At 70.3% G+C, this 15,059-nt stretch carries 13 protein-coding genes; 4 read left to right on the forward strand and 9 right to left on the reverse strand.

Annotation, left to right across the window (positions count from 1 at the left end; genetic code table 11):
- From D7X55_RS21785 to D7X55_RS21795, 3 genes are all read left to right on the forward strand, one after another.
- Window positions 1–780, forward strand: a 780-nt coding sequence (locus D7X55_RS21785; protein ID WP_147470168.1) for a helix-turn-helix transcriptional regulator, incomplete at its 5' end; no start/stop codon positions are given.
- Between the two features lie 77 nt (window positions 781–857).
- The gene (locus D7X55_RS21790; RefSeq protein WP_120526362.1) at window positions 858–1,121 is read left to right on the forward strand and encodes a hypothetical protein; all 264 of its coding nucleotides are present in this window, start codon (window positions 858–860) and stop codon (window positions 1,119–1,121) included.
- 11 nt (window positions 1,122–1,132) lie between these two features.
- Window positions 1,133–2,143: an RluA family pseudouridine synthase gene (locus tag D7X55_RS21795; RefSeq protein ID WP_120547362.1), complete on the forward strand. Its 1,011-nt coding sequence runs from the start codon at window positions 1,133–1,135 to the stop codon at window positions 2,141–2,143.
- On the opposite strand, the gene D7X55_RS21800 is transcribed toward D7X55_RS21795, so the two are convergent.
- Window positions 2,124–3,443: an HD-GYP domain-containing protein gene (locus tag D7X55_RS21800; RefSeq protein ID WP_120547361.1), complete on the reverse strand. Its 1,320-nt coding sequence runs from the start codon at window positions 3,441–3,443 to the stop codon at window positions 2,124–2,126. The two genes, D7X55_RS21795 and D7X55_RS21800, sit on opposite strands and share 20 nt — an antisense overlap.
- Before the next feature lie 4 nt (window positions 3,444–3,447).
- On the reverse strand, window positions 3,448–5,220 hold the full coding sequence (locus tag D7X55_RS21805; protein WP_121724084.1) for a HEAT repeat domain-containing protein: 1,773 nt from the start codon (window positions 5,218–5,220) through the stop codon (window positions 3,448–3,450).
- 199 nt (window positions 5,221–5,419) lie between these two features.
- On the opposite strand from D7X55_RS21805, the gene D7X55_RS21810 reads away from it, so the two are divergent.
- On the forward strand, window positions 5,420–5,752 hold the full coding sequence (locus D7X55_RS21810) for a hypothetical protein (RefSeq protein ID WP_120547359.1): 333 nt from the start codon (window positions 5,420–5,422) through the stop codon (window positions 5,750–5,752).
- A gap of 7 nt (window positions 5,753–5,759) precedes the next feature.
- Here the strand turns inward: D7X55_RS21810 and D7X55_RS21815 are convergent, their stop codons facing one another.
- From D7X55_RS21815 to D7X55_RS21845, 7 genes are all read right to left on the reverse strand, one after another.
- Window positions 5,760–8,228 carry an OPT family oligopeptide transporter gene (locus tag D7X55_RS21815; protein ID WP_120547358.1) on the reverse strand — a complete coding sequence of 823 codons (2,469 nt, stop codon included), beginning with the start codon at window positions 8,226–8,228 and terminating at the stop codon, window positions 5,760–5,762.
- Window positions 8,229–8,300: 72 nt separating this feature from the next.
- Window positions 8,301–9,188: an RNA polymerase factor sigma-32 gene (locus D7X55_RS21820; protein ID WP_014396039.1), complete on the reverse strand. Its 888-nt coding sequence runs from the start codon at window positions 9,186–9,188 to the stop codon at window positions 8,301–8,303.
- 397 nt (window positions 9,189–9,585) lie between these two features.
- A complete protein-coding gene (locus D7X55_RS21825; RefSeq protein ID WP_120547357.1) occupies window positions 9,586–11,655 on the reverse strand; it encodes a transglutaminaseTgpA domain-containing protein in 2,070 nt (689 codons plus the stop codon).
- Window positions 11,652–12,632, reverse strand: coding sequence for a DUF58 domain-containing protein (locus D7X55_RS21830; protein ID WP_121724085.1), 981 nt, complete (start codon window positions 12,630–12,632; stop codon window positions 11,652–11,654). The genes D7X55_RS21825 and D7X55_RS21830 overlap by 4 nt, the downstream gene beginning before the upstream one ends.
- A complete protein-coding gene (locus D7X55_RS21835; RefSeq protein ID WP_121724086.1) occupies window positions 12,629–13,609 on the reverse strand; it encodes a MoxR family ATPase in 981 nt (326 codons plus the stop codon). Before D7X55_RS21835 ends, D7X55_RS21830 begins: the two co-directional genes overlap by 4 nt.
- 144 nt (window positions 13,610–13,753) lie before the next feature.
- The gene (locus D7X55_RS21840) at window positions 13,754–14,077 is read right to left on the reverse strand and encodes an STAS domain-containing protein (protein ID WP_120547354.1); all 324 of its coding nucleotides are present in this window, start codon (window positions 14,075–14,077) and stop codon (window positions 13,754–13,756) included.
- Window positions 14,078–14,298: 221 nt separating this feature from the next.
- The gene (locus tag D7X55_RS21845; RefSeq protein ID WP_120547353.1) at window positions 14,299–15,042 is read right to left on the reverse strand and encodes a lytic transglycosylase domain-containing protein; all 744 of its coding nucleotides are present in this window, start codon (window positions 15,040–15,042) and stop codon (window positions 14,299–14,301) included.
- Between the last annotated feature and the right edge of the window lie 17 nt (window positions 15,043–15,059).

The raw sequence follows: 15,059 nt of genomic DNA on the forward strand, positions 1-15,059 counted from the left end.
CCGCAGGAGGCCGCACCCGCTTCCGGGAGCGCCCCCGTGGAGACTCCGGTGGCCGCCGAGGTGGCTGTCGCCGCCGAGGCCACCGAGGTCCCGGAGCCCCAGCCCGCGCCGGAAGCCAGCACCTCGCCTGCCGCCGAACCCCAGGCCCCGGAGACCGTGGCCGCCAGCCCCGCGCCGGAGCCGGACGCGCCCGCTGTCACGACCACCCAGGGCGAGTCGGAGCCGAACCCCGCCCCGGCGACGCCGGCCCTGGACGCCAGCACCAGCGCGCTGGCCCGGATCCCGGCCACCGGGGCCACCCGCGCCGCCGTGCGGCCCCTGACGTCGCGGCCCATCGACTCGCGTCCGGCGCAGAACGGCCCCACGGGGCCGGGCAGCGTGAAGAGCCCCACGGTCCGCAAGCTCGGGGACGCCCAGGTCCTGGCCCAGGACTCCGCCATCGCGACCGCCGAGTCCGCGCTGGCCCAGGTGGCCGCCAAGGTCCGCGACGCCCGCCCCCGGGGCGTGGACATCCCGTCCGACGCCGAGTTCAACGGCGAGCTGCTGCGCCGCGTCCGCGAGGCCCGCGGCCTGTCCATCCACCAGCTGGCGGACCGCACCCGCATCTCCGTGCGTCACCTGGAGAACGTGGAGGCGGACCGCTACTCCGCGCTCCCCACCACGGTGTACCTGCGGGGCATCCTCATGAACCTGGCCCGCGAGCTGGGCCTGGACCCCCTGCGTGTGTCCAAGAGCTACCTCGCGCTGTTCTCCGAGAAACCCGCCAAGTCGGGCCGTTGACCGGCAGTCGGCCAGCCCCCCTCCCGTGCGACGGGAAAAGTTGACTCGCACGGGGTGGGTGCCTAAGTAGTGGCACGATGACGGAAGAGGAAAAGGTCAAGGCGATGCGACTCGCTCGCGCGATCGCCTCCGATATCTCGCTCTACAACGAGCAGAAGATCATCAAGGGCATCGAGCAGGACAACCTTTTCGAGGTCCTCAAGGAGGAACTGGAAGAGGGGCGCGCGCTCTACAAGAGCCGCGTGAGCGCGGAGATCAGCACCCAGGCGAACTTCTTCGAGCGCGCCATCAATGACATCGTGCTGCGCTCCAAGGCGCACGTGAAGTCGAAGATCTGGTAGCGCCCGCCGCCGTGGCCCCACCCGACACGCGCGAGCACCGCGCCCTCCCCGAAGCCCGGGGCGAGCGGCTGGATGCGTACCTGGCCCGCGCGTTCCCGGACCTCACCCGCTCCCGCCTCCAGGGCCTCATCGCCGACGGGCACGTCCTGTCCGACGGCAAGCCCGCCAAGGCCGCGCAGCGCCTGCGCGGGGGCGAGGTGCTACAGCTCCACGTCCCGGCGCCCGTCGCCGCGATTCCCCAGGCCGAAGCGCTGCCCGTGTCCGTGCTGCACGAGGACCGCGACCTCGTCGTGGTGGACAAGGCCGCCGGCATGGTGGTGCACCCGGGCGCGGGCCACGCGTCCGGAACGCTGGTCAACGCGCTCCTGCACCGCGTGAAGGACCTGGCCGGCGTGGGCGGCGAGCTGCGCCCCGGCATCGTCCACCGGCTGGACAAGGACACCACCGGCTGCCTCGTCGTCGCCAAGCACGAGCAGGCGCTGGTGGCGCTCCAGAAGGCCTTCAAGACGCGCGAGGTCCAGAAGACGTACCTGGCCCTGGTGCACGGCGTGCCGCCCGGAGAGGGCCGCATCGAGACGCTCTACGGCCGCCACCCCATCCACCGCCAGAAGTTCACCGGCAGGGTGAAGGAGGGCAAGCCCGCCATCACCTTGTTCCGCGTGCGCGAGGCCTTCGACGGCGCCGCGCTGGTGGAGGTGGACCTGCTCACCGGCCGCACGCATCAGATCCGCGTCCACCTGGCGGAGGCCGGCCACCCGCTCCTGTGCGACGCGCTCTACGGCGCGGGCCGCAAGGCGAAGGGCGCGGTGGCCCAGGCGCAGGAGGCGCTGGGACGGCAGGCGCTGCACGCGTGGCGCCTGGCCTTCGAACACCCGCGCACCCACAAGGCGCTGGACCTGGAGGCCCCCCTGCCGGAGGACTTCCAGAAGGCGCTCACGCTGCTGCGCGAGGCCAGCATCCCCGCGAGGCCTCCCGTGAAGGCGAAGGCCCCGGCGAAGAAGACTACAGGCCGGAAACGCTGAGCTGCTGCTGGCGGCGGGAGAGGACCTTGATGGGCTGGATGGCCATCACCCGCATGAAGACGGACAGCAGCTCCGGGTCGAACTTCTGGCGCATCTCCGTCCACATCAGCATCAGCGCGACCTCCGGGCCGTACGCGTCGCGGTAGGGCCGGCGGGACGTGAGCGCGTCGTACGCGTCGCAGATGGCGATGATCTTCGCGTACACCCCCAGGTTCGTCTTGGGGATGATCATCTGGATGTTGCCGCGCGCGTCGCGCACCGCGGTGCCGTAGTCCGTCTTGTGCTCGAACGTCGTCACCACGCGCAGGAGCGTGGAGCGGCTGAAGCCCTTCTCCATCAGGATGTTGCGCACGCTGATGAGCGGCGCGCGCGCCACGGTCGTCTTCTCGTCCGCGGTGAGGGCGCCGCGCTTGGTGGCCAGCTCCTCCGGCAGCGTCGTCATGCCCGCGTCGTGGAAGAGCGCGATGTAGCCCAGGTCGCGCAGCTGCGGCTTGGTGAGCCCCAGCTCCGCGCCGAAGACGATGCACATCAGCGCCACGTTCACCTGGTGGTAGACGAGGTAGTCCTCCTCGCGCTTCTGCGTCGTCATGCCCAGGAAGTGGGTGCGCTGATCGAAGGAGATGTCCACGAAGTCCTGCACCAGGCGCAGCGCCCGCGAGGAGCCAATGGGCTTCCCCGCGCGCACGGACTCCAGGTACTTCTGCAGGAAGAACACCGCGCGGGCATACACGGTCATCGCGTACTTCTTGCGGTCGACCTTCTGGTCGCCCGGCGCATCCATGTCCTTGTTCAGCTTCTCCCGGAGCTTGGAGAACTTCGCCACGCGCATGTTGAGGAGCTTGCGCCCCTGCAGGCCGTCCTCCTCTGAAGTGGCGGACTGCTCCTTGCTGAAGATCCAGATGAAGTTCTTCAGCTCCTGCACCGTGACGGGCTTGGTCAGCGTGATGCCGCCCACGTCCTTGGCGCGCAGCTCCGACAGCAGGTAGCGCTGGTTTTCGATGGAGTTGAGGTCCACCTTCACCAGCATGCCGTTGAGGTAGAACGAGTCCTTGACGCCCGTCAGCTCCAGCCGGCCTTCCTTGCCGATGATCTGGTTGATGATGTCCTGGAGCTGGTGCAGCGGCTTTTCGAAGACCGCGTTCTCCGGGTCGTACATCTTCACCGAGCGCACGAGCATGTAGAGCCCCGCGAGCATGGAGCGCGACAGGTTCTGGAGCTTCTCGTTGTGCTCCCGGCCGTACTCGCCCAGGCTCTCGCCCTGGGTCTGCTGGGTCTGGGTAATCTTCAAGTTGTCGGCCATGGTGTCAGCCCGCCTCTTCCGGGAGCGCGGAGTCCCCGAACAGGGCCTTGCGCGTCTGGTACATCGCCTTGCGTGCCGCGGTGAGGACTTCCAGGGGCTGCGTCTTGTCCTCCACCACGACCTGCAACATCTTGTAGGACTGGATGCTGGCCGCGCCGCCCAGGCCGGTGATGGCCAACAGCTTGTCCTCCATCACACGCCGCTTGTTGAGCAGGGACGGCTTCACCGCCAGCAACTGCTGCATCATGGACAGCGCGGCGGGCAGGTTGGTGGCGCCAATGGCCCCGTAGATGGCGGCCTTCTCGTCGGAGGTCTTCTTCTCCCAGGCCGGTTCGCGCACCAGGCGCACCAGGTCCGTGAAGGCCCGCTCGCGGTCGAACTCCGGCAGCAGCTTCGCGGCCAGCATGCGCACCTGGGAGACGTTGTCGGTGAGCGCGTCGTGGATGATGCGCCGGGCCTCCGCCGTGCGGCCCTTCCCGATGATCTGCATGACCTCCAGCTTCACCACCAGGTTGGGGCTCTTCATCACCTGGCCGAACATCTTGATCCGCTCCGGGTGATTGCTCTTCTCCAGGATGTAGACCATGTCGCGCACGGTCTGCGGCCGGTCCGACAACAGGCGCGCGACGAAGGGCTCCGGCAGGTCGCGCGCGAAGGTGGCCAGCACGTCGCCCAACAGCACGCGGTTCTCCGGCAGCTCGATGGTCTCCAGCACGCTCAAGAGCGGCAGCACCGAGTCCACGCCCACCGACTGCAGGTAGCGCGTCACGTCCTGCGGCTGCCTGGTGCGCGTCGTCTTCAGTGACTCGCCCAGCCGCGTGAGGCGCTGCTCCTCGCCCATCTTGAGCAGGAAGTTGTTGAGCAGGCGCCCCAGGTCCTCGCCGCCCTCGCGCTGGGAGAGCGCGCGCAGCTTGAGGACGATCTGGTTCACCGTGGCGAAGTCGTCCTGGAGCAGCAGCATGTCCAACAGCTGCAGGAAGATCTCCTCCAGCAGCACCGCGTCATCCACGCCGCCTTCCACCACCTGGAACACCGCGCCCACCAGCTTGGGGAAGAGGCGCGCGTTCTCCTCCTCGGTGATTTCGCGCTGGATGCGGGCCTTCAGCTCGTCCGAGGCGTGCCGGCCGCCCACGACGAGGCCGCGGATCTGCTCCACGCCGTCCAGCTTCGCGTCCAGGTCCTCCGCGGACACGCGCGCGAAGCGCAGGAAGTCATCCGAGTTCGTCTGGAGGCGGGAGTAGAGGTAGCCCACCACCTTGTCCACCTCCACCTGGACCTCGTCCTCGCTGGCTCCCTCCATGGAGAAGCCTTCCACCACCACGTACTCCACCTGCTGCATGCCCGCGCGCCACAGCTGCGCCAGCACGTCGTCCGCGCCGCGCTCCGGCTCCGACAGCGCGATGAGCGTGAGGGTGACCAGCTCCTCCAGCGGCAGCCCCGGCCGGAAGATGAGCTGGCGGATGCCGTCGCGGAAGAACTTGTAGGGCAGCGGCGACTCTTCGGAGAAGAGCGCCTCGCCGTGCAGCATGAAGTTCTGCTGCTCCACCTTCAGCGAGAGCGGCCCGAACTTCTCCGTGTACGAGGTGATGGCCTCCTGCGCCTTGGAGAGGAACTCCGGGAAGCGCGCCTCGTTGTGGCGGTACATGCCAATCTGCTTGATGCCCTTGAGCAGGTGGAACGCGAACGTCTTCGCCAGCTCCACCTTCTCGCGGACCTCCGGCGACTGCTCAGCATCCGCGTTCGCGTTCGCGTCCGTGACTTTCTGGGGCTGTGCCATGAAACCTGAAGAATCCGGAGGGGGCGGAAGGCCCCGGTGAGGGGAGCCCTGAGTCTACTCCCGTCCAGGGCCGGCTCCCAATTCGACAAGCGCCCTGAATCCAGGGGGTTGGAGTGACACCTGGGTGACAGGGGGCGGACTCGGGGTGAACCCCGGGTGTGTTAGGCAGGGGGCCCCTTCGCCGTCTGGAGTCCCGTGCATGAAGCGACTGGCCGCGTCCGCCCTGGTCCTGGCGTCCCTCACGGGGTGCTTCCGCATGAGCGTGCGCAGCCCGGCGGCCCGGGACGGCGCGCCGGAGTCCCGGACGGGGGTGAGCCTGGTGGAGGGGCTGACGACGTCCAACGTGGCCGCGGCGGAGTGCCGGCATGGCCTGTCGCGGGTGGACGTGTACTGGCCGTGGTGGAGCCCGTTCGTCTACGCCTTCACCTTCGGCATCGTGACGCCGCTGCGCGCGGAGTACGTCTGCGCGAAGGGGCCCGGGGACTCCGACGGCGGCGACCCGGAGGTGCCGCCGTCGGTGCCCGGGCTGTAGCCGGCCGTCAGTGCGACGGCGGCGGGGCCTCCGCGCCGCTCTTGCCCTTGAGGGCCGAGCGGAACAGCACCGCGGTGAGGACGGCGAAGAACGCCAGGCCCCAGACGTTGGACCACGTCGGGTGCGCCAGCTCGCTCTCGCCCACGGCGTTGAGGAACGCGCCAATGCCGCCCTCGTGCCCGAAGACGGCGGGCAGGTTGATGGCGCGCGTCCAGGCGCCGTCGCTGGCGATCTCCAGGAAGGCGATGAGCACGCCCGCGATGGAGCCGCCCGCGATGTAGCCGGAGGACATCAGCGTGCCGGGGGAGAACTCGGACTCCGCCGCGGTGCCGCCGCGCAGCTTGTCCACGAAGTGGCGCACCATGCCGCCCACGAAGATGGGGGCGGAGCTGCTGATGGGCAGGTACACGCCCACCGCGAAGGGCAGCGAGGACACGCCGCACAATTCCAGCATCAGCGCGATGAAGACGCCCAGGAGCACCAGGTCCCACGGCAGCCGCTGCGTGAGGATGCCGTCGATGATGAGCGCGAACAGCTGCGCCTTGGGCGCGGAGTAGCGGGTGAGCGTCTGGCCTTCGTACTCGCTGATGCGGCCGCCGATGCCCGGGTCCACCACGTACTGGATGGCCCCCTGGTCATCCACGAGGTAGCGGCCGGCGGGCACGGGCGTGTCCGCGCCGCGCACGAAGCCTTCCTTGTAGACGCGGTCCGGGCCCGCGGTGATGGCGCCCGCCTCCGACAGCTTCAGCGACGGGCCGTTGGCCGGCGACAGCGTGAGGTTGGACAGCGCCTGCGCCTCCATGGGGCGCCAGCTGCGCAGCTCCAGCCCGCCGTCCACCGGCGCCGCGTCCAGGCGCTCCGTCCACAGCGCGCGCTTGAGCTTTTCGGGCGTCATGCCGCGCTGGGTGAGCGCGTCCTGGGACACCGCCCAGCGGTAGGTGTGCTGGGTGCGCGTCTCCTGCGTCAGCTCCGTCACCTGCACGCCCGGGTGCGCCTCCGGGATGACCGCGGTGGCGCCCTGGTTGAGCAGCACCAGCACCAGGCCGATGAACATGGCGCTGGTGAGCACACCGACGAAGAGGGCGATCTGCTGCTTCTTGGGCGTGCCGCCCACGAGGAACGCCGTCTTCAGGTCCTGCGCGGTGGTGCCGCCGTTGGACGCGGCGATGCCCACGATGGCCGCCGTGGTGAGCGCCATGAAGCGGTCCGGCGACGACGTCCAGCCGAACAGCAGGTACACGAGGCAGGTGACGAGCAGCGTGGCCACCACCATGCCGGAGATGGGGTTGGACGAGGAGCCGATCTCACCCGTGATGCGCGCGCTCACCGTCACGAAGAAGAAGCCGAAGATGACGATGAGGATGGCGGAGATGAAGTTCACGTGCAGCGGCGGCGCCAGCCAGATGGCCAGGATGAGCAGCGCGCTGCCCACCAGCACCACGGTGATGGGCAGGTCCTGGTCCGTGCGCAGCACCGTGGGCAGGGCGCCCTGCGTGCGCGACTGGCGCAGCGTCTCCACGCTGCGCTTGAAGGCGCCCACGATGGTGGGCAGGGAGCGGATGAGGCTGATGAGGCCGCCCGTCGCCACCGCGCCCGCGCCGATGTAGAGCACGTACGCGTTGCGGATCTGATCCGGCGACATGTCCTTGATGAGCATCCCGTTGTGCACCAGCAGCGGGGTCTCCATGCCGCTGCCGAAGAAGGAGATCATCGGGATGAGGATGAGGTAGCTGAGCACGCCGCCGGCGAAGGTGATGCCCGCCACGCGAGGGCCGATGATGTAGCCCACGCCCAGGAGCTCCGGGGACACCTCCGTGGAGAGCGTCGCGGCCTTGAGCCCCTTGATGGGCGTGCCGATGGCCTCCTTGAAGAGCTTCATCCCGGAGTAGGCGAACTTGTAGACGCCGCCGATGATGAAACCCAGGATGACCGTGCGCGCGTTGGTGCCGCCCTGCTCGCCGACGATGAGCACGTCCGCGCTGGCGGTGCCCTCCGGGTAGGTGAGCTTGCCGTGCTCCTGGACGATGAGGCCCTGGCGCAGGGGAATCATCATCAGCACGCCCAGCACGCCGCCCAGCGCGGCGGTGAGGAACGCGTGCGTGAGGCTGATGTCGTAGCCAAGAATCAGCAGCGCGGGCAGGGCGGCCGCCACGCCGAAGGCGAGCGACTCACCCGCGGAGCCCGTCGTCTGGACGATGGTGTTCTCCAGGATGCTGGAGCGCCCCAGCGCCCGGAAGATGGCGATGGAGAGCACCGCCACCGGGATGGACGCGGACACCGTGAGGCCGACCTTGATGGCCAGGTACACGGACGACGCCGCGAACACGATGCCCAGCACCGACCCGAGCACCAGCCCGCGGATCGTCAGCTCCGCGGGCGACTGCTCGGGGGGCACATAGGGTTTGTGCGAGGCGGGCGCATGCGCCTCCGCGATAGGAACGCGATCATCGACGACCGGCGGGGAACCGTGGGACAAGCAGGCACTCCTGACAGGAAATCAGGGGGCCCGTTGTAGCAGGGTCTCCGCCGGGGCGCGAAAACAGCCCCTTCAGCCCTGGGCGGCCAGCGTCTCCGGATCCACCTCCGCCATCAGCGCGGCCAGCTCCGACTTGAGCTTGTCCTTGGCGCGGATCTCCAGCTGGCGCGCGCGCTCGCGGGAGAAGCCGAAGTGCTCACCCAGCTCCTTGAGCGTCATGGGGCGCTCGTTCATCACGCGCTGCTCGATGATGAAGCGCTCGCGCGGGTCCAGGCGCATGAGGGCGGTGCGGACGCGGTTGTTGATGAGGCCCGCCTCCTCCTTGTCCGCGAACTCGTCGTCCTGGGGCGCCGCGGCGCTCACCACGAAGTCCACGTGGCTGTTGCCGCCGTCCTCGCCCATGGGCGCGTCCAGGGACAGGTCCCGGCCGCCCATGCGCTGCTCCATCTCACGCACTTCACCGGGCTTCACGTGGAGCTTGCGCGCAATCTCATCCACGTTCACCACGGCCTCGCCGCTGCCCAGCTTCTCCAGCTCCCGGCGCGTGCGGGCCAGACTGAAGAACAGCTTGCGCTGCGCCTGCGTGGTCCCAAGCTTCACCAGGGACCAGCTCTTCAGGATGTAGTTCTGGATGTAAGCGCGGATCCACCACACCGCGTACGAGATGAGGCGGATGCCCTTGTCCGGATCGAACTTCTGCACCGCCTTCATCAGGCCGATATTCCCCTCCTGGATGAGGTCCGACATCTTGATGCCGTAGGAGCGGTACTCGTAGGAGACCTTCACCACGAAGCGCAGGTTGCTCGTCACCAGACGGTGGCCGGCGGCCAGGTCCCCCTTGATGAACCGGCGCGCCAGCTCCTGCTCCTCCTCCACCTTCAGGAGCGAGTACTGGTTGATCTCCGAGAGGTACATCGCGAGGGAGCCGGAGTTGGACGACTGCTCGGTCGAAGCCTGCATGGATGGATTCTCCAAATCGGGCCTCCTGCCGCGGCGGAGGCGCTTGAAAGGTGCCCTGGGTTCAAGTCCTACAACTTGACGTGTCTGCCCTGAGCAACCGGGATGCCAACCAGGGTTGGATGTATTCGCGTGTGTCTCCGAGGGGTTGGAAGACGCAGGTGCCTGTCACCCGCGAACGGTCTGTAACCATTACCCGTGGCCGAGAGGAAAACCGCGGGTCTACGAGGGGCGAAAAAGCACGTCGCCATGACGCTCGCGAATGAGGGTTCGCTGAAACGCTTAATGGCGAGCCGCGCCGGTGGTGGCGACATTTCTCCACCCTGGCCGGGCGTCCCTGGGGAGAGCGGGCGACCGGCGACGGAAGCGGGCTTCCGTCAGGAGGGCACTTCTCTTCCGCTCAGGAGGCGCGGGCGGTAGGGCCCGGCTGACTGGCCGGCTTCGCGGCGCGGCGCGCGGCTTCCGCCTCCAGCGCGCGGCGCAGGGTGGCGAGCAGGTGCTCGGCCTCTCCCTCGCGCAGGACCCGGCCCCCGAAGCGGGCCTCCAGGTAGCGGCGGGTGAGGGGCGTCAGCGCCAGCGCCAGCGGATGGCCTTCGCGCGCCAGGCGCGTGGTCAGGTCCTCCAGCGTCTCGTGTTCGAAGCGCGGCACGTGGGCCTTCCGGAGCGCCGCGTCCACCTGGTCCAGGAAGCGCGTGGCCTGCGGCACCGGGGCGCGGTTCGTCCAGCGGGAGACGAAGCGGCCCGCGCGCCAGATGACGAAGCCCACGACGGCGGCCGTCACCCACGCGCGCGGCGGAGGCAGGCGGCCAGGCGCGGCGTTCTCGCGGGCGCCGGGAGGACGGCGCGGGGGACGCACCAGGGCGCTCGCCAGCTCGAACTGGTCGCGGAACGAGTAGTCGACGACGGAGTTGCGCCAGCGCGCCTCCACCGCTTCATAGAAGGCGAGCAGCTTCTCCAGCAGGACGGAGCCCTGGCTCGTGCGGTTCGACGGCGGCGTCGCGTCCACCGTGACGAAGCCCCGCTCCGGGACGAGCACGTGCGTCCAGGCGTGCGCGTCACCGGCGCGCACCAGGTAGCCGCCGTCCACGCGCGTGCCGCCGTAGAAGCCCGTGGCGAGCCGCGCGCCAATGCCCTGGGTGCGCAGCATCAGCGTGAGCGCGGTGGCGAAGTGCTCGCAGTGGCCCGCCTTGCGCACGAAGAGGAACTCGGACAGCGGATCCTCCGGCGTGCCGGCCTGCTCCAGCGTGTACGCGTAGTCCCGCTGCAGGAAGGCCGCGAGCTTGCGCGCCGCGGCCAGGGGTTCCTTCTCCCCCTGGAGCACCCGCGACGCCAGCTGCGCCACGCGCGGATCCAGGTGCTCCGGCAGCGCCAGCAACTGGTCGCGCTCCGCCTGGACGATGCCTGCGGCCAGGCCCGCCTTGGCGTCCGGAGGCAGGCTGTAGGCCTCGTAGGTGTACGAGGGCGCGGTGACGGTGAAGCGCACCTCGCCCCCGCCCTGGAGCTGCACGGGGCTGTTCCGGGTGCCGGTGGGCGTATGGGCCATGGCGTTGCCCAGCCGCGAGGGCATCTCCAGGGCAATCAGCGTGCGGGCGCCGTACGCGGGCAACAGCTCGATGCGCTGGTGCAGGAGCGTGTCGCTGGCGGGGCGCAGGGTGATCTGCCGCTCGGTCTGCTTCGCGCCGACGACGTTGGTCCACTCCATGCCGTCGAAGGTGTCGTAGGTGCGGCCCACCCAGTAGGCATCCAGCGCGTCCTTGCCCGGGTCGGGGGTGAGGGTGGCGCGCAGCACCACGCGCGGGTTGCTCTTGATGGTGCCCGCGCCGCCCAGCCGCACGGTGTTGGAGTAGCCCGCGCTGCTCACCGCGCCCAGGCCCGGCGCCGAGCGCGGCCCCACCATGGCCCAGTTGAGGCGCGGGAAGAGGACGAAGAAGGCCACCGCGCCGGCCACCGCGAACGCGAGGCCCACCGACAAGGGCCGCATCACCGCGCGCACCGGCACGGGCTCGCCGTCCGGCACCGCTGACTCCACCACGCCCAGCGCCAGGGACAGGCTGGCCAGCACGCCGAAGGCGATGAGGCACAGCGCGTACGTCATGTCGCCGGACAGCGCCGCGCCGCCGGCCACCATCAACAGGCCCGTCAGGTGCGTCTGGCCCTCGGCCGCGGCGTCCGGCGTGGACAGCATCCGCTGCGCGGCGATGAGGCCCGCGAACGAGCACGCGGCCACCACCGCGTTCATCGCGCCGGACGTCAGCTGGAGGCCCAGGAGCACCGCCGCGACCAGGAGCCCCAGCGCGGACAGGCGCGCGTGGCGGGCGACGAGCCGCACGTTGAACAGCGCCAGCACCAGCGCCAGGAGGAAGACGGCCAGCGCCCAGAGGGGCAGCTGCCCGGACACCGCCATCGCGCCGAACGCGGAGCCCGCGGCCAGGTCGCGCAGCGTGAGCTTCAGCCGCAGCGGGCGGTTCACGCCGCCTCCCGCGAATCCGTCCCGCCGTCCGCGTCCTCGAAGCCCACCCACGCGAGCGCCTGGAGGATGCGCCGCTCCTGCGAGGCCCCCGCCGCGGGCCGCAGCGTGCGCTCCGGCAGCTGGAGGCCGACCTCGTGGCCCGCGTCCAGCAGCTGGTGCGCCTGGGCGGCGACCTCTTCACAGCGGCGCTCCAGCGCGTCGCCCGTGAGGCCCGTCTCCAGCGAGAGCTTCCAGACGCGGCGCTCCTCGCGCTCGCGCTCCACCTTGAGCAGGCGCCCCGCCGCGGCGCTCTTCAGCCAGTGGATGCGGCGCGCGTCCTCGTTCGCGGCCAGCTCGCGCAGGCCCGCCACGTCGCCGGTTCCATCCAGATGGCGCGGGCTGCCTGACTCGCCCCGGGGGCCGCTCTGGGCGGGACCGGGCTCCTTGCAGGCGTAGCCCCGGCGCGGATACACGAGCAGCGTCCCTTCAAGAGAGAACACGCGCGTCTTGGCGAACAGGCCCAGGGGCCACGTGGTGGTGACGCGCACGCCGGTCAGCTTCACGGGGCCCCGGTGGGGCGCGGCCAGGTCCGCCCGGACGATGTGCTCCTTGCCCGCGGGCAGGTGGCCCAGCTTCCCGGTGCCGGTGAGCGGGGAGAGGTCCTCGGAGAGCGTCAGCGCGAAGCCGTGGCCCGCCTTGCGCGACACCGCCCAGCGGTAGGCGAAGGGCTCGCGCGCGAACGCCGCGTCCGCGCCCACCCGGCGCACCGTCAGGTCGCGCAGGCAGCGCTCCGACAGCACTCCGGACACCACCACCATGCTGAGCAGGAGGCCCAGCAGGAGATAGAGCAGGTTGTTGCCCGTGTTGAGCGCGCCCAGGCCCACGCCGAACGTCACCACCAGGTACGTGCGGCCCGTCTTCGTCACCGACAGCGTGCGCGGCGGACGGAGGAAGGCGCGCAGCCGCGTCTTGAGGGGCGGACGGGCAGGGGCCTTCACCGGGGCGCCGCCACCTTGCGGGCAATCTCCTCCACCAGGTGCGCCGCTTCGTCCCGCGCGGACACGCCCTGCACGGCGCTGCGCAGGAGCACGCGGTGCGCCCAGCAGGGCACCAGCATGGCGCGCACATCGCCGGGGGTGACGAAGTCACGGCCCTCCCACAGGGCCTGGGCCCGGGCCGCGGACCCCAGCGCCAGCACCGCGCGGGTGGAAGCGCCGCGGTCCAGGTCGCCGTGCTCGCGCGTGGCCCGCGCCAGCCGCACCACGTAGTCCGCCACCGCGGCGTCCAGCTTCACTTCCTGGGCGAAGTCGCGCAGCGACGCCAGCTCCTCCGGCCCCGTCACCGCCTCCACCGAGGGCAGCGGAGACGCCGCGCCGCGCGTGGTGAGCAGGCGCGCCTCCACGTCCGGCGCCGGGTGGCCCAGGGACAGGCGCACGAGGAAGCGATCCAGCTGCGAGTCCGGCAGGGGATAGGTGCCGGAGAAGTCCACCGGGTTCTGGGTGGCCACCACGGTGAAGGGCGAGGGCAGCGCGTGCGTCTGCCCGTCCAGCGACACCTGGCCCTGGGCCATGCCCTCCAGGAGCGCGGACTGGGTGCGCGGGGGCGCGCGGTTGAGCTCGTCCGCCAGCACCAGCTGCCGGAACAGCGGCCCGGGCCGGAAGGAGAAGGTGGCCGTCTGGGCGTGGAACACCTGCGCGCCCAGGATGTCCGCCGGCAGCAGGTCCGCGGTGAACTGGATGCGGGAGAAGGACAGGGCGCACGCGCGGGCCAGGGCCTCCGCCAGCGTCGTCTTGCCCACGCCGGGCATGTCCTCCAGCAAGAGGTGCCCGCCGGCCACCACGCAGGTGACGACGCGCCGGACCTCCTCCGGCTTGCCCTGCACTGCGCGGCCCAGCTGGGCGGCGAGCCGCTCCATCACCGCGCGCGCGGAAGCAGGGGAGGGGACAGGACCGAGGACGCGAGCGGGCTGGGTCATCTGGGCGCGGACTCTAGCCCAGGCGAACGCCCGCCGGCACCCCTCCAGGCCGCCCGTGTTCCACGCCGGATGCCCGCCTGCCCTGGAGGCGCGAGCGCTATTGCCGGGGATGCACGCGGCCCGGAGGGACTCCGGGTGTGTGACTCAGGCGGAGAAGATGTCCTCGGGCGTGTAGTAGGCCCGGTGCGTCGCCGGCGCGGACAGCACGCCGAAGTAGCGGAACATCCGCTCGTGGTGCGTGGCCAGCCCGCGCAGCTGCACGGCGCCGTCCTTCAGACCGTGGGTCAGGACGCCCACCGCGCTGTCCTTGAACTCACGCAGGTGCGCGAAGTCCAGGACCACCTCGCTCTGCGCCAGCGCCTGGAGCGAGGAGCTCAGTTCCTGGGCCGTGCGGCCGTCCAGCGTTCCTTCCAGGCGCAGGGTGATACGACCCGCAGCCTCCTCACGATGAATCCGAAGCCCCGTCATGTTGCGTACTCCCGCTGAGGTGTGCACGTGTGTGCCGCCTACGATGGTCAATGGCGGCTGCCGCACGGTTGCCGGACCACAGGGGTGGTCCGGTTCCCACGGGGTGGTGGGGTGCACAGCCGGAGCCGGACATTGCACCTTCACCCGCGATCAGGTCAGTGCCGGGCATGCAACTTCGGCCGGAGTGTTGGCGACCAAGCGAAGCGCATGTCACGCAGCGGTCAACCCTTGCGGTCGGTTGTCGTCTGCTCGGCACGCAGGCTGATGGCGCGCTCCTGCTGGGCCTTCAGCTTGCGGAACTCCTTCACCACCTTGGCGGGGTAGCCGGCCATGAACTTCACCCGGTTCTCCTTCTTGGCGAGGATGCGCTTGGCCAGCCCGGGACCCGCGTTGTAGGCGACGAGCGCGCCCTCCACGGAGCCGAACCGGTTGATGAGGTCCGCCAGGTAGGCCGTGCCCAGGTTCACGTTCGTCTCGAAGTCGAAGAGGTTCGTGTGACGGCCCAGCCGCCAGCCGTTCTTCTCCGCCAGGTACTTGCCCGTGTCCGGCATCACCTGCATGAGGCCCATGGCGCCCACCCCGGACACCGCGTAGTTGTTGAAGGAGGACTCGCAGCGGATCAGCGCCACCACCAGCAGCGGATCCAGGTTGTTGCGCTCCGCCTCGCGGACGATGGACACCGCCAGCCGGCGCTGCTGCCGCTCCGGGAGCCCGGAGGCGCGCACGGCCTCGGCCACGCCCAGCTGCTCCGCGCGGAGGTAGTCCGCTTCATCCTCGTACTGCTGCAGCCGGGCCAGGGCCGCCTTGAGCTGTGCTTCCTTCTCCGCGAGCTGCGCCCGGAGGGCCGCGACGTCCGGTGCCTCACCCTGGGCACCCACCGGCACCTGCACCGGGAAAGCCATCGCGTTCGTCCCCATCAGCACCACCGCCGCCGCCATCGCCACCGCCACCGTCCAACCCCGCATCTCGCCCTCCCCTGGCG

The sequence above is a fragment of the Corallococcus sp. AB049A genome (genome assembly GCF_003668885.1).
GTDB lineage: Bacteria > Myxococcota > Myxococcia > Myxococcales > Myxococcaceae > Corallococcus > Corallococcus interemptor.